Source organism: Mycolicibacterium smegmatis, assembly GCF_001457595.1.
GTDB classification, from domain to species: domain Bacteria; phylum Actinomycetota; class Actinomycetes; order Mycobacteriales; family Mycobacteriaceae; genus Mycobacterium; species Mycobacterium smegmatis.
In genome coordinates, this window is record NZ_LN831039.1 from 4895692 (window position 1) to 4916056 (window position 20365).

17 protein-coding genes and 1 pseudogene are annotated in these 20365 nt (G+C 66.6%); 6 read left to right on the plus strand and 12 right to left on the minus strand.

Translation table 11 applies throughout. The annotated features are described in order from the left end of the window. Nucleotides 1-6: 6 nt before the first annotated feature. The 10 genes and pseudogenes from AT701_RS23390 to AT701_RS23440 form a co-directional block, all read right to left on the minus strand. Entirely contained in the window at nucleotides 7-1737 is a 1731-nt protein-coding gene (locus AT701_RS23390) for an MCE family protein (RefSeq protein WP_011730083.1), read from the minus strand. Continuing rightward, nucleotides 1737-3136: pseudogene (locus tag AT701_RS23395) on the minus strand (MCE family protein). Before AT701_RS23395 ends, AT701_RS23390 begins: the two are co-directional and overlap by 1 nt. Continuing rightward, nucleotides 3133-4593, minus strand: coding sequence for an MCE family protein (locus tag AT701_RS23400; protein ID WP_058126686.1), 1461 nt, complete (start codon nucleotides 4591-4593; stop codon nucleotides 3133-3135). The pseudogene AT701_RS23395 and the gene AT701_RS23400 overlap by 4 nt, the downstream one beginning before the upstream one ends. Continuing rightward, nucleotides 4593-5678: an MCE family protein gene (locus AT701_RS23405; RefSeq protein ID WP_058127714.1), complete on the minus strand. Its 1086-nt coding sequence runs from the start codon at nucleotides 5676-5678 to the stop codon at nucleotides 4593-4595. The genes AT701_RS23400 and AT701_RS23405 overlap by 1 nt, the downstream gene beginning before the upstream one ends. After that, nucleotides 5678-6703: an MCE family protein gene (locus AT701_RS23410; RefSeq protein WP_011730088.1), complete on the minus strand. Its 1026-nt coding sequence runs from the start codon at nucleotides 6701-6703 to the stop codon at nucleotides 5678-5680. Before AT701_RS23410 ends, AT701_RS23405 begins: the two co-directional genes overlap by 1 nt. Beyond that, entirely contained in the window at nucleotides 6700-7974 is a 1275-nt protein-coding gene (locus AT701_RS23415; RefSeq protein WP_011730089.1) for an MCE family protein, read from the minus strand. Before AT701_RS23415 ends, AT701_RS23410 begins: the two co-directional genes overlap by 4 nt. A gap of 9 nt (nucleotides 7975-7983) precedes the next feature. Continuing rightward, entirely contained in the window at nucleotides 7984-8841 is an 858-nt protein-coding gene (locus AT701_RS23420) for an MlaE family ABC transporter permease (protein ID WP_014878148.1), read from the minus strand. An 8-nt stretch (nucleotides 8842-8849) separates the two neighbouring features. Next, nucleotides 8850-9647 (minus strand): MlaE family ABC transporter permease, encoded by a 798-nt coding sequence (locus AT701_RS23425; protein ID WP_014878149.1) that lies wholly within the window; start codon nucleotides 9645-9647, stop codon nucleotides 8850-8852. A gap of 379 nt (nucleotides 9648-10026) precedes the next feature. Then, on the minus strand, nucleotides 10027-11235 hold the full coding sequence (locus AT701_RS23435; protein ID WP_011730093.1) for a CaiB/BaiF CoA transferase family protein: 1209 nt from the start codon (nucleotides 11233-11235) through the stop codon (nucleotides 10027-10029). 28 nt (nucleotides 11236-11263) lie between these two features. After that, entirely contained in the window at nucleotides 11264-12736 is a 1473-nt protein-coding gene (locus AT701_RS23440) for an aldehyde dehydrogenase family protein (protein WP_058127715.1), read from the minus strand. 268 nt (nucleotides 12737-13004) lie between these two features. Between AT701_RS23440 and AT701_RS23445 the strand changes: the two genes are divergently transcribed. The 5 genes from AT701_RS23445 to AT701_RS23465 all read left to right on the plus strand — a co-directional run bounded on the left by AT701_RS23445 (nucleotide 13005) and on the right by AT701_RS23465 (nucleotide 16767). Then, entirely contained in the window at nucleotides 13005-13706 is a 702-nt protein-coding gene (locus tag AT701_RS23445; RefSeq protein ID WP_011730095.1) for an SDR family NAD(P)-dependent oxidoreductase, read from the plus strand. A gap of 47 nt (nucleotides 13707-13753) precedes the next feature. Then, nucleotides 13754-14626, plus strand: a complete 873-nt coding sequence (locus AT701_RS23450; RefSeq protein ID WP_003896200.1) for a mycofactocin-coupled SDR family oxidoreductase — start codon at nucleotides 13754-13756, stop codon at nucleotides 14624-14626. A 43-nt stretch (nucleotides 14627-14669) separates the two neighbouring features. Beyond that, nucleotides 14670-14861 carry a ferredoxin gene (locus AT701_RS23455; RefSeq protein WP_003896201.1) on the plus strand — a complete coding sequence of 64 codons (192 nt, stop codon included), beginning with the start codon at nucleotides 14670-14672 and terminating at the stop codon, nucleotides 14859-14861. A 77-nt stretch (nucleotides 14862-14938) separates the two neighbouring features. Then, nucleotides 14939-16300, plus strand: a complete 1362-nt coding sequence (locus tag AT701_RS23460) for a cytochrome P450 (protein WP_011730096.1) — start codon at nucleotides 14939-14941, stop codon at nucleotides 16298-16300. Between the two features lie 113 nt (nucleotides 16301-16413). Continuing rightward, complete coding sequence (locus tag AT701_RS23465; RefSeq protein ID WP_058126687.1) at nucleotides 16414-16767, plus strand: hemophore-related protein; 354 nt, start codon at nucleotides 16414-16416, stop codon at nucleotides 16765-16767. 15 nt (nucleotides 16768-16782) lie between these two features. Here the strand turns inward: AT701_RS23465 and AT701_RS23470 are convergent, their stop codons facing one another. Together AT701_RS23470 and AT701_RS23475 are read right to left on the minus strand one after the other, a co-directional pair. Then, nucleotides 16783-17958, minus strand: coding sequence for an acyl-CoA dehydrogenase family protein (locus tag AT701_RS23470; protein WP_011730097.1), 1176 nt, complete (start codon nucleotides 17956-17958; stop codon nucleotides 16783-16785). 2 nt (nucleotides 17959-17960) lie between these two features. Continuing rightward, nucleotides 17961-18965 (minus strand): acyl-CoA dehydrogenase family protein, encoded by a 1005-nt coding sequence (locus tag AT701_RS23475; protein ID WP_058126688.1) that lies wholly within the window; start codon nucleotides 18963-18965, stop codon nucleotides 17961-17963. Nucleotides 18966-19235: 270 nt separating this feature from the next. Between AT701_RS23475 and AT701_RS23480 the strand changes: the two genes are divergently transcribed. Next, on the plus strand, nucleotides 19236-20354 hold the full coding sequence (locus AT701_RS23480; RefSeq protein ID WP_014878152.1) for an amidohydrolase family protein: 1119 nt from the start codon (nucleotides 19236-19238) through the stop codon (nucleotides 20352-20354). The last annotated feature ends 11 nt before the right edge of the window (nucleotides 20355-20365 follow it).

Consider the following 20365-nt stretch of genomic DNA (forward strand, 5'->3'; position numbering starts at 1 on the left):
CCGCCCTCAGCTCGGCATCAGATCCTGCCACGACTTGGCGTTACCCACCAGGTTGGCCTGGCGGTAGAGCTTGCCGTCGGCGCCCATGTACTCGCCGTTGCGCGGGTTGTACTTGGCCACCGTCACCGCGGGCCCGGACGATTTCCCACCGTCGAACGCACTCGGCGCGGCCACGGGTGCACCTGGATCCGTCGCCGGCGGCGGAGCTGTGAGACCGTGCGGCACAGGCACTTCGGTGGCCTGCGGCAGTTGCGCGGGAGGCAGCGGCACGATCTCTGGGTTGCGGATCGGCGCCGGCGGCTGCCCCGGCACCGGCGGATCGACGTAGATCGGCTGCCCCGGCAGCATCGGACCAGGGTTGGTGCCCGCGAAATTCGGTGGTGGCTGCGGCGCAGGAGGCGGACCCTGCGGAGGCGCCGTCACGCCAGGCGGCAGCGGGCTGCCCTGCAGCGGACCGAAGATCTTGTCGTCGGGCCGCACACGCGAATCCGGTGCGACACCTTGAGCTATGAGGTTGGGGTCGAACGGGTACGGGCCGAGCGTGTGCTGGCGTTGCGCCAGCGGCTGGTAGCCGTTGGGGTCGTTGCACAGCTCGACCGTGGGCGCGCGCTTACCGGGATGAGCCATGCACGGATAGTTGCGCGCACCACGTACCGCCACCGGCGAATCCTGCGGCAGCTTGCAGTAGAGGTTGTCGGGGGTGTCCATATCGCTCTCGTCGGCCGGTGAACGCCATGCCGATGGAGGCAGGAAGCCCACGGTGCACGACGACGGGTCACCGAGGCCCAGCGAGAACTCACCGTTGGGAAGGCCGGCCGGGCTGTTGGTCGGCGTGTACGTCTGGATCTGGGCGACATACGGCGGCAACAGGACCAGCAACTGTTCGATCGAGGGGTTGTAGGTCACCGCGATCTGCCCGATGGTGGTCAGGTTGGCCAGCAGCACCGGCAGTGTCGGTTTGATCCCATCGAGCAGGCGGGAGGTCTCCTGCGCGAAACCAGGCCCCTCGCGCAGAACTGTGCGGATCTGTGCGTCGTCGTCGGACACCGTCCCGGTGATGCCGGCGAGGCTGCGCGCCCAGGTGCGGATCGAATCCGCGGTCTGGGCCTGCGCGTCGAGGAACGGTCCGGAGTCGTCGATCAGCGCACGGGTCTGGTCGGACACCGCACTGGCATCCGTGGTGATGGTGGACGCCGAATCCAGCAGCGAACCGAAGTCGAACCCCGTGCCGTTGAACGCGTCGTAGGACTCGTCGAGCAACTGGCTCAACTTGTCCTTGGGGATGGTGTCCACCAGCGCGCTGAGCTGATCGAGCATCGGGCCGACCGCTTGCGGAATGGTGGTCTCGGACGCCGGGATCACCGATCCGTTCTCCAGATACGGCCCGGAGTCCTTGCGCGGCAACAGTTCCACGTACTGCTCGCCCACTGCCGACATGCTGCGCACCTGCGCCTGCAGATCCGCGGGCACCTTGGGTGAGCGGTCCAGCGACAGCGTGGCCTCGGCGCCGGTCTCGGTGAGCTCGACCGCAGTCACCTTGCCGATCTGCGACCCGCGATAAGTGACGTTGCTGAACTGGTAGAGACCACCGGTTGCCGGCAGTTGCAGCGTCACCGTGATGCGTCCGAGCCCCAGCAGGGTCGGCACCTGCATGTAGGCGAACAACATCACCGCCACACCCACGATCGAGGCGATCGTGAAGATGATCAGCTGGGTGCGTATGAAACGGGTGAGCATTACCCGCCACCCCCTGTCGTGGGCTGGGCCGGTGCCGGCGCTTCCGTCGGTGGATTCGGTTGGTCGCCATACGGTCCCGCGAAGATCTGCGTGGGATCTCCGGGTGTCGTCACCGGCGCGGGCACTCCTGGCAGCGTCATCGGCGCAGGCGGAGCCACCGGCAGCACCGGGCCGGCGTAGGCGGGCGGGGGCCCCGGCGGCGCTTCCGGCAACGGGAGCGTGGTCTGGTCGACCGGCGCCGCGGGTACCGGTGGGTCCGCGAAAGGCGGCGGGAAAGAGGCGGGCCCGGGCGTCTCGACCCCGGCCTTGAGCGGGTCGTACGTGTAGTTGAGGTAGTACGGATCGCCGGGCGCCGGAACCAGTTGCGCACCTTCCTGTTCCCATCGCGTACCGAGCATCAGGCTGCGCTTGAGCCGCGGGATGGTCAGGTCGATGGTCGCGAACAGGTTCCAGTAGTCACCACGGATCGCGCGGTCGATGAAGCTCTGCGTGAACGGGAAGTGCCCGGCGTATTCGAGCACACCCGCCAGGTCGGGCCCGACGTCGGCGAGCGCCTTGATCGCGGGCTCCAGGTTGCGCAGGTTACGCACCAGGTCGTCCTGCGATTCGTTGACCAACTGATGCGCGGTACTGCCGAACGTTCCCAGCTTCTGCAGTGCCGTGGTGAACCGTGGCCGCTCCTGGATCAACACGTCCATGGCAGGCGGAATCTTGTTGAGGGCCCGGGTGATCTCTTCACTCTGGCCGGCGAACGTCGAGGCCAGCCGGTTCAGCGAGTCGATCGACGACACGATGTTGTCGCGCTGGGCGTCGAGCGTGCCCACGAAATTGTCGAGACGTGTGAGCAGGTCGCGGAAGTCCGCCTCCCGCCCGTCGAGGGCAACGCTGAAGTTGTGGATCACCTCGCCGATCTGTCCGAGGCCGCCGCCGTTGACCACGGCCGCCAACGACGAGAGCGTCTGCTCGGTGGTCGGATACGTCGACGCGCTGTTCAGCGGGATCGTTCCACCCGGTGTCAGACGCCCCTGCGGCTCCTGGCCGAGCGGCGGGTTGAGCGCCAGGTGCATCGAGCCCAGCAGGCTGGTCTGTCCGATGGTCGCGACTGCGTTGGCAGGCACCACCACGCCCGGTTCCACCGAGAACTCGACGTCGGCGTGCCAGTCGCGCACGGCCAGCCTGCGCACGCTGCCGACGACGACGTCGTTCATCATCACCGGTGAATTCGGTTCGAGCGTTGCCACATTGGCGATTTCGACGTGGTACACGACCGAATCGGCCCGCGTCCCTCCGCGCCAGGCAGGGGCAGCGAGTTGACACCCTGGAAGGCGCACCCGCTCGCGGTCAGCGCGACACATGTACCGGCCGCGACGGCGAGCCGTATCCGCTTTCGGATCCTCATGCCGGTGGTGTCCCTTCCGCAGGCTCAAGGGGCGCTTCGGCCGGTAACGGTCCAGGTGCGGGACCGGTTTCCGGAACGGGCCCGGGCGGCGGACCCGCCGGGGCGAGCATGTCGCGCACCGACGACGGCACGTTCGGCGGCACGATCGGCGGTGCTCCCGGCAGCAACTGCGCAGCGCCGGGCGGCGGCGTGCCGGGAGGACGCCCGGTGAACGGCGGCGGCGGGGGCGGTCCCGGGTTGTAGGCCGACAGCACAGGCGGTGTCTCGGGCGGTTGGGGAGATCCCCCGCCGGCACCGGGTGCCAGGTTCGGTTCGGAGTAGATGAGGTTCTCCGGGTTCGCCGACGGCATGAGGTACGGCGAGACCGGGAACGGCACGTTGTTGAAGTTCAGCAGGCGCAACGCCGGACCGAGGTACTGCGCACACAGCTTCGCGGTCTCGGGTGCGGTGACGTTCTCGACGGCCCCGATCGCCCCGCAGATGAAGTGCAACGGCTCGCTCATGTTGTGGAACACGAACTGTCCCACCGGACTTCCGGAATCCGGGTTGTAGATGTTGTAGCCGTTGACGAACGCGTTGGGCGCGATGTGCAACAAGTTCTCGACCTGCAGGCGCTGATCGACGAGGTTCGAGGTGACATCGGCGAGCCGTTGAATCTGCTCCGAGGTCTGGTTGCGGCTGCCCGCCACGAAGCGCTGCACCTCACCGACCGCGACCGACAGGTTCTTCAGCGCGGCATCGAGATCCGATCGGCTTCCGTCGACCACGCTGGTGAGCGTGGCCAGGCGGTTCTGGAACGCCACCACCTGCTGATTGCTGTCACGCAACGCGGTGACGAACGTCTGCAGGTTCTTGATGATGTCGACGATGTTGCCGCTGCCCTCGGCGAGAATGCGTGCGACACCCGACAACTGGGAGATGGTGTTGCGCAGCTTCTCGCCGTTGCCCTCCATCGCGTCGGCGGTCGTCTCGATGAACCGTGACATCGAGGTGCCGTCGACGCCGCTTCGCGGTCCGAGTTCGGTGGCCAGGCGGGTGAGTTGCTCCTTGACCTCGTCCCACTCCACCGGGACGGCCGTGCGGTCCAGGCCGATCACGGCGTCGTCGGGCAGCGTGGGGCCCTCTGAGCGGTACGCCGGGGCCAGCTGCACGTAGCGTGCCGCGACGAGGTTCTGCGCGACGATGACAGCCTTGGCGTCCGCCGGGATCTGCACACCGCGGTCGACCTTGAGGGTCAGCCTGGTCTGGGTCCCCTCGGGGGTGATCGCCTCGATGGTACCGACCTTGACACCGGACACCCGCACGTCGTCACCCGGGTAGATGCCGGTGGCCGAGGTGAACAGCGCCTGGAATGTCCTGGGCGCGAAGAACACCTGCCGGACCAACACGGCCGCGCCCGCGACGAGCAGTACCACCAGCCCGACGGCGAGCCCCTTGGCAATCCGCTTGCGGTTCATCAGCGTGAACCTCCCGGAATCCCGTTGTACGGCAGCGGCAGCTCGGCGCGCGGGCCGACGTTGTCGGGCGGCTGGCCCGCGTTCTGGCCGCGACGGAAGCCGAACGCGTAGTCCAGGAACGGCTGCAATGCGAACTGTGCGACCGCGAGGTTGGGCACGTACGCGTTGTAGTACGGCCCGTTGGCAAGCGTCTCACCCTGCGACAGCATGAACTTCTTCATGTCGGGAAGCATCTTGTTGATGTTGTCGCGGTTGCTCTGCAAAACCTCGGTCACCCGGTTCAGCCGCTCCAGTGTCGGGGCCAGTTCGGCCACGTTGTCGGCGACGAGGCCCCTGAGTTGTTCGGCGACCGCGGATGTGTTGGCCATCAGGTCGACGATGGCCTCGCGGCGGTCGTTGAGCACGCCCAGCAGGTCATTGGCGTTGAGTATCAACGTGTTCAGCTGCTGACTGCGCTGCGACAGCACACCTGTGACCTCGCTCGCGCTCTTGAGCAGGCTCGCGAGGCTCTCGTTGCGGCCGTTGATCGACTGTGACAGCCGGCTCAGACCGTCGAAGGTCGGACCCAGCTGGGGCGCGAGCTGATCGATGGTGGCCGACAGTGTGTCCAGCGACTGGTTGAGCGACGCGGTGTCGGTGCCTTTGGTGTTCTCGGCCAGTTCACCGACGGCATCGGTCAGGGAGTAGGGCGAGGACGTGCGCGACGTCGGGATCACGTCGGTGGACCGCAGTGTGCCGCTGCCCGCCGGTTCCAGTGTCAGAACCCGCTCGCCCAGAAGAGAACCCGTGCGGATGTGGGCAGTTGTCGTCGAACCGAGCGGATACTTGCCCTCGGTCGTGAAGGTCACCAGCGCGTCGCCGTTCTGCAGCCGGATGTCGGTCACAGACCCGACCTTGATGCCAGAGAGGGTCACGTCGTTGCCGACGGCGATGCCGCCGGCCTCGGTGAACAACGCCTGATGACGCACCGACGACGCCCACTGCAACAACCGCTCGGGCTGCAGGCCCACGGCGACGACGAGGATCATCAGCACCGTGCCGGTCAGGCCGGCCTTCACCAGATTTGACTCGCGATATTTGAGCATCAGGGCTCCGCGCACCTCCCGCCTTCTTGCTTGATCATCGGGAAGACGGCAGTCCTGCCCTGAAGGTCGGTGACGCGGATCGAGATACCGCACACGTAGTACATGATCCAGCTGCCGTACGACCCGAGGCGTGCGAGCTTGCGGTAGTTGGCCGGCGCCTTCTGCAGACCACGGTCGAGGACCACCTTGTGGTCGTCGAGCAGCGGCGCCATCCGGTTGAGCTGATCGACGGTGGCGTCCAAAGGAGGTCGGGCCTGCGTCAGCAGGGTCGCGATGGATGCGGTGCCGTTGTCGAGTTGCGTGACGGCCGTGCCGATCGGGTCACGGTCCTGCGACAGGCCGCTGATCAACTGCTCCAGACGATCGACCGTGGCGGAGAACTTTCCGCCGTCGCGGTTCAGGGTGTCCACCACGGTGTCGAGATTCTCGATCAACTGGCCGATCACCTGGTCGTTGTCCGCCAACGTGTTCGAGAACGACGAGGTCTTGCTCATGAGCGAGCTGAGCGTGTCGCCCTGCCCCTGGAAGATCTGGATCAGCGACGATGTCAGCGCATTCACATCCTGCGGATCCAGGCCCTGGATCACCGGTTTCAGACCGCCGAGCAGCAGGTCGAGGTCCAGCGCACTCGCGGTGCGCTCCTTGGGGATCTGCGAGCCTGCCGGCAGCAGTCGCGTCGAACCCGGGCTGTCGATCAACTCCAGGTATCGGTCACCGACGAGGTTCAGGTAGCGCACGGCCGCCTTTGTCCCGGTGGTGAGCGCGATGTTGCGTTCGGTGTCGAAATCGACCAGTACGGTCCGGTCGGGTTGCAGTGAAACGTTTTTCACCGTGCCCACCCGGACACCGGCGACGCGCACCGAGTCTCCGGATTCCAGTCGCGACGCGTCGTCGAACACCGCGGAATAGCCCGCGTACGAGCCGCCGCGGTATTCCGAGAAGGTCATGAACAAAAACGCGGTGAGAACCGCCATCACGACGGCGAACACCCCGAACTTGACGAGTGTGCTCGATGCGCGCCTCATCCGGGCATTCCGATCTGTGCGGTGTTACGTGGCGGTCCGTCCAGCGGGCCGAACAACAGCTGCTTGAGGCCGTCGGAGTTCAGCAGGATGCCCTGGTTGCCGTACTGCCACGGGTTGGCGTTGGTGTCGGTGACCAGGTACTTGGAGCGCTGCCCGAAACCGATGTGCGGCAGGCCCATGCAGTGCGGTCCGCCCTTGGCCGCCACCTTGGGCAGGTTCTGCGGGTAACGGTAGCGTTCGATGCCGAGCGTGAACGCGACATTGACCAGAACGCCCGGGTCACTCTGCGGCGGTTGGTTTTTCACCCATGCCATGCCCTCAAGCGCACAGTTGAGGCCCGGTGCGTACTCGTTGAGCAGATCGGTGGTGGGCGCCAGGAGGTCCAGTGTGGTGCTCAGCGCCTCACGGTTGCCGCCGATCACGTCGTTGCCGACGTCGGCCAGTCCGATCGAACTGACCAGGAAGGCATCGAGGTTCTGTTGCTCGTCGACGATGCTGTCGCTGATGCGGTTGGTGTTCTCGATGGTCTTGAGCAGGTCCGGCGCGGCGTCGCCGTATGCACCTGACACCACCGCCATCGATTCGATGTCGCGGTTCAGGTTCGGCAGGCTCGGTTCGAGCTTTTCCAGGAGAGCCTCGAAGTCGCTGACGGTCTGCCCCATCTTCTCGCCGCGTCCGCCGAACGCCGCGGAGATCGCGCCGAGGGTCTCGTTCAGCTTGGCGGGATCGATCTTGTCGAGCACGCGCGTGAGTTGCTGGAACACCGTGTTGACCTCGACGGTGACGTGCTCGCCCTGCAGGACCTGCCCGGGTTGCAGGGTGCCCTCGGGCTTGCCAGGCGGGACGAGGTCGACGAATTTCGCGCCGAAGACCGTCGAGGACGCGATGTCGGCCGTCACGTTGCCGGGGATGAGGCGCAGTTGGCCGGGATCCATGTCGAGGTGCAGCGCGGCCCGGCCGTCGGGCAGCGTCTCGATCCTGCCCACCGTGCCGACCTGGACGCCGCGCATCTTGACCTTGGCGTCGGGGTTCATCACCAGGCCGACGCGGTCGGAGATCAGGGTCACCGGTTCGGTTTTCGTGAAATCACCACGGAACAACGTCACCGCGAGGGCGATGATCAGACCGACCACGACGACGGTGGCGAGGCCTGCGAGCGGACGGGCGTGACCGCGCGCGCCGAAGCTGCGGCCCGGACGGGCCGCGACGGGTGCGGCCGAACTGTCCGTCTCGGACCGGTGGGCCGGCCCCGGGCCGACGTTTCGTGTCAACTTTCGCTCCTACCCCGACAAGTTGAAGTTTCCGTTGGATCCGTACACCGCCAGCGACACCAGCAGCGTCACGGAGACGACGACGATCAGCGAGGTGCGCACGGCATTGCCGACCGCCACGCCGACACCGGACGGCCCGCCGGACGCGAAGTATCCGAAGTACGTGTGGATCAACAGGATCGTGATGGCCATCAGGATCGCCTGCAGGAACGACCACAACAGGTCGATCGGGTTGAGGAACGTGTCGAAGTAGTGGTTGTAGAGCCCGCCGGACTGGCCGAGCAGCACCACCGTGGTGAACTGCGACGCGAGGAACGACAGGATCACCGCGATCGCGTACAGCGGCGTGATGGCGATCATCCCGGCGACGATGCGGGTGCTCACGAGGTACTCGACGGGCCGGATCGCCATCGATTCGAGCGCGTCGATCTCCTCGTTGATGCGCATCGCGCCGAGTTGGGCGGTCACGCCTGCGCCGAACGTGGCCGCCAGGCCGATGCCCGCGACCACCGGCGCGGCGATGCGCACGTTGATGAACGCCGAGAGGAATCCGGTGAGCGCCTCGATGCCGATGTTGCCCAGCGACGAGTACCCCTGGATCGCCAGCACGCCGCCGGTGGCCAGGGTCAGGAACCCGACGATGACGACGGTGCCGCCGATCATCGCGAGCGTGCCCGCGCCCATGGAGATCTCGGCGATGAGCCGGACGAGTTCCTTGCGGTAGTGCAGTGCCGCGTGCGGCGTGCCCGCGATCGCGCGCAGGTAGAACAGCGTGTGGTCGCCCACGCGGCTCAGCGTCGCGACCGGCTTGTTGAACTGCCGGGTCAGGCGCGGGTAGGTCGACCGCAGGATCGTCATGGTTCCCATCGGCGCGCCTATCCCGTCGTCATCCGGATGCCGATGGCGGTCACCACCACGTTGATCACGAACAGCGCCATGAAGGCGTACACCACGGTCTCGTTGACCGCGTTGCCCACGGCCTTGGCGCCGCCGCCGACGATCGTGAGCCCGCGGTAACAGGCCACCAAGCCGGCGATGAGCCCGAACAGCGCGGCCTTGATGCACGAGATGATCACCTCGGGCACACCGGTCAGCAGGGTGATGCCCGCGGCGAAGGCACCGGGGTTGACGTCCTGGATGAACACCGAGAACACGTAGCCGCCCAGGATGCCGATGATCACCACGAGGCTGTTGAGCAGCAGCGCCACCAGACCCGAGGCGAGGATCCGCGGTGTCACGAGACGCTGGATGGGGTTGATCCCCAACACCTCCATGGCGTCGATCTCCTCGCGGATGGTGCGGGAGCCGAGGTCGGCACACATCGCGGTCGCACCTGCCCCGGCGACGATCAGCACCGTCACCATCGGGCCCAGCTGGGTCACCGCGCCGAACGCCGCACCCGCTCCGGAGAGATCCGCGGCGCCCAACTCGCGCAGCAGGATGTTCAGCGTGAAGCTCACGAGCACCGTGAACGGGATGGCCACCAGCAGCGTCGGCGCCATCGACACCCGCGCGATGAACCAGCACTGATCGAGGAATTCGCGTCCCTGGAACGGACGGCGGAACGCGAACATGATCGCGTCGAGCGACATCGAGAACAGCGCCCCGACGGCCTGCATGGGCCCGGACAGGTTGCGGCCCAGATTCACACCGGGCGACCACCTATTGGCCATCGGCTTGTGGTCCCTCCAGGTCGTTTTCTGTTGACACTGCGGTCAATTCACCGGCTCGCAGCACGCACACGATCGAACCGGTCGCGACGCGGGCGCCGATTGCGCTGATCCGCAAAGGAAGTGACGTCCGCGCGTCCGCAACCAAGGCGCCGATCGTATCGGACTCGGGAACTGTTCCGAGGGCAAATTCAGCAGAACCCGCTCGGGTGGTTGGTATTTCTTCTGGCACCGTCGATTCCGGGCGAAGCACCCTACCGTCGACGGCGACAGCCACCCCAGGCCTGGTTCGGCAGCCTTTTGCCGCGGCCGCAATGGGCAAACCTGCCTGCCGGGTGTACCGACAGGGCAGGTCCGTTCCGGATGTCGCGCTCATGGGGATCTAGGTGACTGCGCCGGCGGTCTTGAGTTCGATGATGCGATCCCAGTCGAGCCCGAGTTCGGCGAGGATGTCGTCGGTCTGTTCGGCAAAACCCGGCGCGGGCCCAGGACTCGGTGCGGACACGTCGAACTGCACCGGGTTGGTGACGAGCTCGAGCTCGCCGGCCTGCACGAGATATTCGTTGGCCCGGATCTGGGCGTCCTGCGCGGCCTGCAGGGTGTCCTGCACGGGCGCCCAGGGCCCGGCGAGCGTCGCGAACCGCTCGCTCCACTCGGGCAGCGTGCGCTTCTTCATCGCCTCGGTCAGGATGTCGACCGCGGCCGCGGTGTTCTCGGCGATGGACTCGGCCGTCGCGAACCTCGGGTCGTCGATGTAGTGCTCGAGATCCATGTGGCGGCACACGTCGGCCCAGAACTTGGTGGGCTGCATCATCACGAACGAGATGTAGCGGCCGTCGGCCGTGCCGTAGAGACCCACGAGCGGATTGATCGGCGAACCGTGCACGCCCGGCGGCGGTTGCACCATCAACTCGTTGAGGTGGCTGGTCAGGGCGATGGTGTGCCCCATGGCCCACAGACCGCTGCCCAGCAGCGAGACGTCCACGACCGAGGGTTCGCCCGTGCGTTCGCGCTTGAACAGCGCCGCCGCGATGCCGCCGGCGAGGTTGGTTCCGGAGATGGTGTCGCCGTACGCCGGTCCCGGCGGGCCGATCATGCCCTCGATGCCCGGCGGCGTGATGGTCGCGGCGGCGCCGGCGCGGCACCAGAACGCGGTCATGTCGTAACCGCCCTTGACCGACTCCTCGCCGCGCGGCCCGAGCGCGCTGCCGCGCGCGTAGATGATCTTCGGGTTGACCGCGCGGATGTCGTCGACGTCGATGCCGAACTTCTCGCGGTGCCCGGGCAGGAAGCTGGTGAGGAACACATCGGCACGTCGTGCGAGTTCGAGCAGGACCTCCCGCCCAGCGGGCACCGACATGTCCAGGCCGATGCTGCGCTTTCCGCGGTTGGCGTGTTCGATGTTCGGGTTCGGATCACCGTCGACCCGCAGAGGTCCGGTCTGGCGCAGACCGCGCTGCGGATCGCCCGTGACCGCGTGCTCGACCTTGATGACGTCGGCGCCCCACTCCCCCAGCACGGCGCCCGCGGACGGGACGAACCCGTACATGGCGACCTCGAGGATTCGAATTCCTTCCAGCGGTCCGCTCATTCGTGCCCTCTCGTATCGGCTTCCATCGCTAGGCCACCACCGTGGCGAACGTCTTGGACTCCAGGAACTCTTCGAGTCCCGCGGTGCCCATCTCGCGGCCGATGCCCGACTGCTTGTAGCCGCCGAACGGGCTGTCGGGGCTGAAGTAGTTGCCGCCGTTGATCGAGAACGTGCCGGTGCGGATCCTGCGCGAGACGGCCAGCGCCCGCTCCTGGCTTCCGAACACCGCGCCGGACAACCCGTAGATCGAGTTGTTGGCGATGCGCACGGCGTCGTCGTCATCGGTGTAGGAGATGACCGCGAGGACCGGTCCGAAGACCTCATCCTGCGCGATCTCGCTGTCGGGATCGACGTCGGCCAGCAGCGTCGGCGTGTAGAAGTAGCCGGGGTCGACCTTCTCGCCTCCGGTCACCAGCGTCGCGCCGGCCGCGACGGCCCGCTTGACCATGCCGTCGACCTTGTCGCGCTGCTTCTCACTGATCAGCGGACCCATGTAGGTCTTGGGGTCGGCCGGGTCGCCGTAGCGCACCATCGCGAAGTTGTTCTTGATCAGCTCGACGATCTCGTCCTTGTGCGCCGCGGGCACCAGCAGGCGCGACGTCAGCGCGCAGCCCTGCCCGGCGTGCGTCACCATCGAGAACGCCGAGAACAGTGCGGCCGTGTTGAAGTCGGCATCGTCGAGGATGATCGCCGCGGACTTGCCGCCGAGCTCGAGGAACACCTTCTTGAGCGTTTCGCTCGCGGCGGCCATGATGCGCCGCCCGGTCGGGGTGGAACCGGTGAAGGTCACCATGTCGACGTCGGGACTCGTGGTCAGCACGGCGCCGACCTCCGGATCGGCGCCCGAGATCACGTTGACGACGCCGGGCGGGATGTCGGTGTGGTGGGCGATCAGCTCACCGAGCGCGAGGGTGATCAGCGGCGTGTCCGGGGCCGCCTTGAGCACCACCGTGCAGCCCGCGGCCAGCGCGGGCGCGAGCTTGGCCAGCGCGAGCTGATTCGGATAGTTGTAGGCGATGATCGCGGCGACGACGCCTGCGGCCTCTTTCTCGACCCACCGGTGGTGCTGCATACCGCGGCTCTCGATGTTCCCGAGGTCCTCGGTGAGCGGATAGGTCGCCAGCAGTTCGGCGTAGTACCGCACGATGTCGATCGGCTGGTCCAGTTGCGCGCCTGCACACAGTGCGGCCGTGGCACCCACCTCGGCGGTGGTCAGCGCTGCCAGCTCGTCGCGGTGCTCGAGAAGGGCCCGGTGGAACTGCTCGAGGCAGTGCACGCGGAACTCGGTGTCGGTGGACCAGCTCGTGGTGTCGAACGCCGTGCGCGCGGCTGCGACGGCGGCCTCGGCGTCGGCGACCGTGGCGTCGGGCGCGTAACCCAGCACCTCGGCGGTCGCGGGGTTGACGGAAGGAAACGTCCGCGACGTCTCGCGCAGCTCTCCGCCGATCAACAACTTCCGGTCAGCACGCTGTCCTGCGGCGATCGTCGACGTCTCCTGCATCATCCTCCTCGGCGGCCTGCTCGGTATGTGATGGAAATTTCATTCTCATCACCGGCGAATCATACATTCGCTCGATGAGAACTCAAGGGAAACCCAGATGAGCTAGTCATGAGTGGTCTCGCGGCACCGACGCCCGCGAGCAGGCGGTATCCACGCCACACCCAGATCTTGCGAACTCCTCATACGCGAGAGTACGGTTCTCATAATCGGAAGGATGATTCTTGAAGGTTGATAGAGCCGGGTCCGGCACTGAACCCGGAGGTTTGTCGTGAAGAACGCGGTGGTAACCGGAGGCGGCTCCGGGATCGGAGCGGCGATCGTGGCCCGGCTGCGTGCCGACGGCCTCAATGTCGCCTCACTGGATCTGCAGCCGTCGGATGACGAGTTCTCCCACGTCGCCGATGTCACCGACCGCGTCGCGGTCGACGCGGCGATGAACGCGGTCCGCGCACAGCTCGGTCCGGTCTCCGTTCTGGTCAACGCAGCCGGCCTCGACTGCTTCAAGCGCTTCACCGACATCTCGTTCGAGAAATGGCAGCAGGTCATCGATGTCAACCTCAACGGCGTCTTCCACTGCGTCCAGGCCGTGCTGCCCGACATGATCGAGGCCGGCTGGGGACGCATCGTGAACATCTCGTCGTCCAGCACGCACTCGGGGCAGCCCTACATGGCGCCGTACGTCGCGGCGAAGTCGGCGGTGAACGGCCTGACGAAAAGCCTGGCACTGGAATACGGCCCCAACGGCATCACGGTCAACGCCGTGCCGCCCGGGTTCATCGACACCCCGATGCTGCGCAAGGCCGAGGACAAGGGCTTCCTCGGTGACACCGAGCGGCAGATCGCGGCGACCCCGGTGCGCCGGATGGGCCGCCCCGGGGACATCGCCGCGGCCTGCGCCTTCCTGATCTCCGAAGAGGCCGGCTACATCACGGGCCAGATTCTCGGCGTCAACGGCGGCCGGAACACCTGAAAGTTCGCCAGCACACCAATTTTCGGCACACATCTGAAAGGACAAGGATGGGAAGCGCAGAAGGCCGGGTAGCCGGGAAGGTCGCGTTCATCACCGGTGCCGCACGGGGCCAGGGCCGCAGCCACGCTGTTCGGCTCGCCGAAGAGGGCGCCGACATCATCGCCGTCGACCTGTGCCAGGACATCGACTCGATCGGCTACTCGCTGGCCACGCCGGAGGATCTCGAGGAGACCGCGCGCTACGTCGAGAAGGCAGGCCGCCGCATCGTGACCGCGCAGGCAGACGTGCGCGACGCCGCCCAACTCAAGGAGGCGCTGGAGCGCGGCGTCTCCGAGCTCGGCAAGCTCGACATCGTCGTCGCGCAGGCCGGAATCGCTGCCATGAAAGGCAATCCGCCGCTTCAGGCCTGGACCGACGGGATCAACACCAACCTGGTCGGCACCATCAACGCCATCCAGGTCGCACTCCCCCACCTGAGCGAGGGAGCGTCGATCGTCGCGACCGCGTCGGCCGCGGCGTTGATGGACGCCCACAACAAACCCAACCCGGGAGCCGATCCGGGCGGCATGGGCTACATGGTGTCCAAGCGGATGATCTCGGAGTATGTGCACTACCTCGCGACCGAACTGACCCCGCTGGGCATCCGCGCCAACGTGATCCACCCGACCAACTGCAACACCGACATGCTGCAGAGCGAGCCGATGTACCGCTCGTTCCGCCCCGATCTGGAGCACCCCACGCGCGCCGACGCCGAACCGGTGTTCTACGTCCAGCAGGCCATGAAGGTGCCGTGGGTGGAACCGTCCGACATCAGCAATGCCGTGCTGTGGCTGGCGTCGGACGAGTCCCGCTTCGTCACCGGCATGCAGTTGCGTGTCGACGCCGGCGGCTATCTCAAGTGGTACGACTACCACGTGTGATGTCCCCCAACAGAATTCACCGGCCCGAGAGGAGTGCACAACAGTGAAGGTGTCAGTTGACGGGCAGCGCTGCCAGGGCCACACCCTGTGCTCGATGATCGCACCCGAGGCGTTCCGACTCGACGACGTCGACGGCCACGCGTCGCCGGTGTCGGAGATCGTGCCGCCCGATCAGGAGGCCGCGGTCGCCGAGGCCGCGCATTCCTGCCCAGAACAAGCCATCGTCATCGAATAACACCGATACGGTCCCCGGCCACCACGCCATATCCAGATCGCCGTCTGACCCAGACCAAAAGCCAAGGGAGACAAGCCGTGAGCATCCAGGATGTCACGACCGACGACGACCGTGAGAAGATCACCTACCACTTCGATCGGCACACGCCGGAGTACCGGCTGCAGTTCGAGAAGATCACCGAGGAGATGCACTCCCGGTGCCCCGTGGCGTGGACCGAGACCTACGACGGCCACTGGGTGGCCGCGGGCAGCAACGAGGTCTTCGAACTCGCGCGCTGCCCTGTGGTGTCCAATCACCACGACATCAGCGGTGAGACTCCGTTCCAGGGCATCACGATCCCGAAGGCCAGCCGTGCCACGGTGGTTCGCGGCGGCATCCTCGAGATGGACGAACCCGAGCACAGTGCGTACCGCGGTGCGCTCAACCCCTACCTGTCGCCCGCGGCGATCAAGCGGTGGGAACCGTTCGTCGACGAGATCACACGCGCCGCGATCGACGAGCACATCTCCTCGGGCCGCATCGACTTCGTCGAGCATCTCGCCAACGTGGTGCCCGCGGTGTTCACGCTCGCGATGATGGGCATCGAACTGAAGAAGTGGAACGTCTACAGTGAGCCCACCCACGCCTCGGTGTACACCCCCGAGCACGCCCCCGAGCGCGAGAAGATCAACGAGCAGCACCGCGAGATGGGCATCGATCTCATCAACAACATGATGGAGATCCGCCAGAACCCGCGGCCCGGCCTGGTCAACGCCCTGCTGCAACTGCGCATAGACGGCGAACCCGCGCCGGACATGGAGATCCTGGGCAACCTGGGCCTGATCATCGGTGGCGGCTTCGACACCACGACGGCCCTCACAGCGCACGCGCTGGAGTGGCTCGGCGAACATCCCGACGAGCGCGAGCGGCTCAGCCGGGAGCGCGACACGCTGCTGAACCCCGCGACCGAGGAGTTCCTGCGGTTCTTCACACCCGCACCCGGCGACGGCCGTACGTTCGCCGAGGACGCCGAGGTGGCCGGGTACAAGTTCAAGCAGTACGAACGCCTGTGGCTGTCGTGGGCGATGGCCAACCGCGATCCGTCGGTGTTCGACAAGCCCAACGAGGTGATCCTGGACCGCAAGGGCAACCGTCACTTCAGCTTCGGCATCGGCGTCCACCGGTGCGTGGGCTCCAACGTGGCGCGCACGGTGTTCAAGTCGATGCTCACCGCGGTGCTGGACCGCATGCCCGACTACGTGTGCGACCCCGAGGGCACCGTGCACTACGACACCATCGGCGTCATCCAGGGCATGCGCAACCTCCCCGCCACGTTCACCCCGAGCAGGCCGCTGGGCCCCGGCCTGGACGAGACGCTGGAGAAACTGCAGCGCATCTGCAACGAGGAGGAACTCGCCCGCCCCATCACCGAGCGCAAGGAACGCGCGGTCATCGACTGACACCGCGCTGCGGGCAAACCCGTCGGCAAACTCGGGAACACTGCGTGTCCCGCGCGCCTGTTAATCTCGATCACAAGTCGGGTTTCGATATCTCAGCAATACGGCTGAGCAGGATGGGGGTGGCGCACGTGTTCACGTTCTCGCGCACAAAACTGGCGATCGCAGCGGCCGGGTTGGCGGCTGCGTTGCCGTTGTCGGCCGGTATCGCATCCGCGCAGCCGGACTTCAGTGCGGTCGTCAACACAACCTGCAGCTACGAGCAGGTGATGGCTGCGCTCAATGCTCAGCAGCCGGATCTGGCGGCCCAGTTCAACACCTCACCCATGGCGCAGGGCATGCTGCGCAACTTCCTGGCCGCAGCGCCTGCCGAGCGTCAGCAGACCGTCAACCAGCTGCAGACCAATCCCATGGCCCAGCAGTACTTCGGCACCATCTCCTCGATCGCCAGCAGCTGCAGCCGGTACTGAGTTCTTACTCCCGCTTCAGCCGCGGGGCAGCCCGAGCACCTGAGTGGCGATGATGTTGCGCTGGATCTCCGACGTGCCGCCTGCGATGGTTCCGCCGAAGCTCCTGGCGTAGCGCTCGAACCAGCTCGCGAAGTAGTGGTCGAGGTTCATGTGCGCGTAGGGCCCGCTGGTCGACGGATGGATCAGGCCTTCGGGACCCGCTGCGGCGAGCGCGTTTTCGAAGGCGTTGCGCTCGGCCTCGGACCCCAGCAGTTTGAGCACCGACACCGACGCGGTGTCCTGCTCGCCGCGCGCGGCGCGTGCGAGCGCGGCAGAACCCAAGGCGCGCAACGCCTGGTAGTCCATGATGGTCGTGGCGTACTGGTCGCGCTCGAGTTCGGTGCGGGGGTTGAAGTCGGCGAGCATGTTGTCGATGCGGTCGGCGAAGCCGAGCCACATCATGGTGCGCTCGTGGCCCAGTGAGCCGTTGGCCACCTTCCAGCCCTGGTTCAGCGGGCCCACGAGGTTCTCCGCGGGCACGCGCGCATCGGTGAAGAACACCTCGTTGAAGTCGAGGTTCTCCTGGCCGGTCATGTCCGCGAACGGCCTGCACACCACGCCGGGGGTGTCGGTCGGGACGATCAGCACGCTGATGCCCTTGTGCTTGGGCGCATCCGGATCGGTGCGTACGAACGTCAGCAGCCAGTCGGCGTCGTGCGCCCCCGACGTCCAGACCTTCTGACCGTTGACCACGAACTCATCCCCGTCGCGCACCGCGCGGGTGCGCAGCGATGCGAGGTCCGAACCCGCGCTCGGCTCACTCATACCCAGCGACGCGGTCTTCTCGCCACGCAGCACCGGCACGGCCCAGCGGTGCTTCTGCTCCTCGGTGCCGAATGTCAAGAGCGACGCCGCGATGATGTTGACGCCCTGGGGGTTGAAGCTGTGGTAGATCCGGCGGCGGCACAGCTCGTCGAGATGGACGAACTGCTGCACGACGTTTGCGTTGCGACCGCCGAACTCCGGCGGCTGGGCGGGCAGCAGCCAGCCGTTGTCGAACAGCAGGCGCTGCCAGTCGCGGGCCCACTGCGGCATGTGCGAGACCGACCGGGGACGCTCCAGCGTCGCGGCCTCGGACGGGAGGTTCGCGTCGAGGAACGCCACGAACTCTGCGCGGAACTTCTCGACGTCGGAATCGAATGTCAGCTGCATGTCTAGAGCCCCCTGTAGGTCGTGCGGTACTCGGCGGCGATCACCGCGCGGTGCTCGGCCGCGCCACCCAACAGCAGTTCACCGGCCTTGGCGCGCTTCAACGCGAACTGCACGTCGTTCTCCCATGTGAAGCCCATGGCCCCGAACAACTGCAGCCCGTGCCGGAACACCACGGCCTGGCACTCCCCCGCCGACGCCTTGGCCATCCGCGACGCCAGGCGCCGGCGCGGATCGTTCTCGGCGATCGTCAGAGCCGCGAAATACGCCAGGGCGCGGGCGCGTTCGATCGCGACGTGCATGTCGACGGCCTTGTGCTGCACGGCCTGCAACGATCCGATCGGCACACCGAACTGCTGCCGCTGCTTGGCGTGCTCGAGCACGAGATCGAGCACGCGCCGGCAGGCACCGACCATGTGGACCGCCATACCGGTGAGCGCCAGGTGGTGCGCCTTCTCGATATCGACGGGCACGCGGTCGGTGTCGGCAACCGCGACGCCGTCGAACGACACCTCGGCCACGTGCAGCACCGGATCGAACACCGGACTGCGCCGGATGGCGGCCGTGCCCGCGTCGACGAGGAACACGCCTGCCTCGGTGACCACGGCCAGCGTCTCGGCCCGGTCGCCGTCGAGCACGTGGCGTCCCGTACCGCTGAGCACCCACCCGGTCTCGTCGCGACGCGCGGTCACCCCGCCGTACACCGCTGCCCCCGCGCTCGCGGCGTCGAACCGGTCCCCGGCCAGCGGCGCGAACTGCGTCATGGTCGCCAGGTACGGCGTGAGATCGGTGGCCCGGCCCAGTTCTTCGAGCACGGTCGCGAGCTCGACGGCGTTCTCCGGCTCGGTGAGCTCGGTCCAGCCCTGCTCGATGTAGTTCTTCCACAGCGGCGCCGGGTCGACACCCTGCTCGGCGACCTCGCGGACCAGCGTCGCCGGACACTGTTTGGTCACCGCATCGCGTACGGTTTCCTGCCATAGCCGTTGATCGGCATCGAACTCGAGTAGCACCCGCCGCCTCCTGATGCGCTGTCACGTTCTGGCGAGAATAACATTCTCTTCTGACGAGTATTCGCTCTCATCCCGCAAGCACCGGTTCTGTCGGCCCTCCCACCGAGCGAGCGACCGGCAGTGGCGTTCACCTGCGACAAGGCGCCGAACTGGACTGAGAACAATGTTCTTGCTATTGAAGAATATCGATCTAAACTGGCAAGGGTCCGGTGTGGCGTGCACACCGAAGCGCGCGCACGCCGCAGAACGGACGAGCATCGGAGGACAGCCTTGGCCCTGCACCAACCAGACAGCCCGGGACCCGAGGGGACCAGCACACCTCTCATCGACGCGAGCGTGCACATCTTCTTCGGCTCGAACAAGGACCTGCGCCAGAACTTTCTGCGAGAACCGTTCGCCAGCCGGGGTTTTCCCGACTACGAGATGAACTGGTACGGCGCGCCGGGCGGTGAGTACGCCAAGAACACCAAGGGTCCCGACCGGCAGTACCCGGGTTCGGATCCGGACGTCGCGGCGCAGCACCTGTTCACCGAGCGCGGCGTCGACATCGCGATCCTGCATCCGATGACGCGCGGCATCATGCCCGACCGTCACCTGGGCACGGCACTGGCCAACGCACACAACGAGATGATGGTGACGCGCTGGCTCGACCACGAGAGGTACGGCGAGCGGTTCCGCGGAACCATCCGCGTCAACCCCGACGACATCGCCGGTGCACTACGGGAGATCGAGCGGTTCAAGGACCATCCGCGCGTCGTGCAGATCGGGGTGCCGCTGCAGTCGCGCGAACTCTACGGAAAACCGCAGTACTGGCCGCTGTGGGAGGCCGCGTCCGACGCGGGTCTCCCGGTGGCCGTGCACATCGAGGTCGGGGCCGGTGTGCAGTTCGCGCCGACACCGTCCGGCAAGACCAGGACCTACGAGCAGTACCTCGGGTTCATGGCGCTCAACTACCTGTACCACCTGATGAACATGATCGCCGAGGGCGTGTTCGAGCGGATGCCGGCGCTCAAGTTCGTCTGGGCCGACGGTGCGGCCGACCTGTTGACGCCATTCATCTGGCGTATGGACTGCTTCGGTCGTCCTCATCTGGAGCAGACACCGTGGGCGCCGAAGATGCCCAGCGACTACCTGCCCGGACACGTGTACTTCGTCCAGGGCGCGCTGGACGGGCCCGGTGACGTCGAATTCGCCGGTGAATGGTTCGGTTTCACGGGTAAGGAGAACATGGTGATGTTCGGGTCGAGTTACCCGCACTGGCAGCTCAACGAACCGGAGGTGCCCACGGCGTTCACGCCCGAACAGCGCGACAAACTGCTGTGGCGCAACGCCGCAGAACTGTACGGGTTGCAGAGCGCGCTCACGTCGACCGCCGGCGCGGCACGGTGAAGGTAGCCGAG

Coding starts and splice junctions, on each gene's coding strand:
- AT701_RS23440 (WP_058127715.1), bottom strand. CDS start 12,736: ATGCAGGAGACGTCGACGATCGCCGCAGGACAGCGTGCTGACCGGAAG.
- AT701_RS23390 (WP_011730083.1), bottom strand. CDS start 1,737: ATGCTCACCCGTTTCATACGCACCCAGCTGATCATCTTCACGATCGCC.
- AT701_RS23400 (WP_058126686.1), bottom strand. CDS start 4,593: ATGAACCGCAAGCGGATTGCCAAGGGGCTCGCCGTCGGGCTGGTGGTA.
- AT701_RS23410 (WP_011730088.1), bottom strand. CDS start 6,703: ATGAGGCGCGCATCGAGCACACTCGTCAAGTTCGGGGTGTTCGCCGTC.
- AT701_RS23435 (WP_011730093.1), bottom strand. CDS start 11,235: ATGAGCGGACCGCTGGAAGGAATTCGAATCCTCGAGGTCGCCATGTAC.
- AT701_RS23465 (WP_058126687.1), top strand. CDS start 16,414: ATGGGGGTGGCGCACGTGTTCACGTTCTCGCGCACAAAACTGGCGATC.
- AT701_RS23420 (WP_014878148.1), bottom strand. CDS start 8,841: ATGGGAACCATGACGATCCTGCGGTCGACCTACCCGCGCCTGACCCGG.
- AT701_RS23405 (WP_058127714.1), bottom strand. CDS start 5,678: ATGCTCAAATATCGCGAGTCAAATCTGGTGAAGGCCGGCCTGACCGGC.
- AT701_RS23450 (WP_003896200.1), top strand. CDS start 13,754: ATGGGAAGCGCAGAAGGCCGGGTAGCCGGGAAGGTCGCGTTCATCACC.
- AT701_RS23425 (WP_014878149.1), bottom strand. CDS start 9,647: ATGGCCAATAGGTGGTCGCCCGGTGTGAATCTGGGCCGCAACCTGTCC.
- AT701_RS23470 (WP_011730097.1), bottom strand. CDS start 17,958: ATGCAGCTGACATTCGATTCCGACGTCGAGAAGTTCCGCGCAGAGTTC.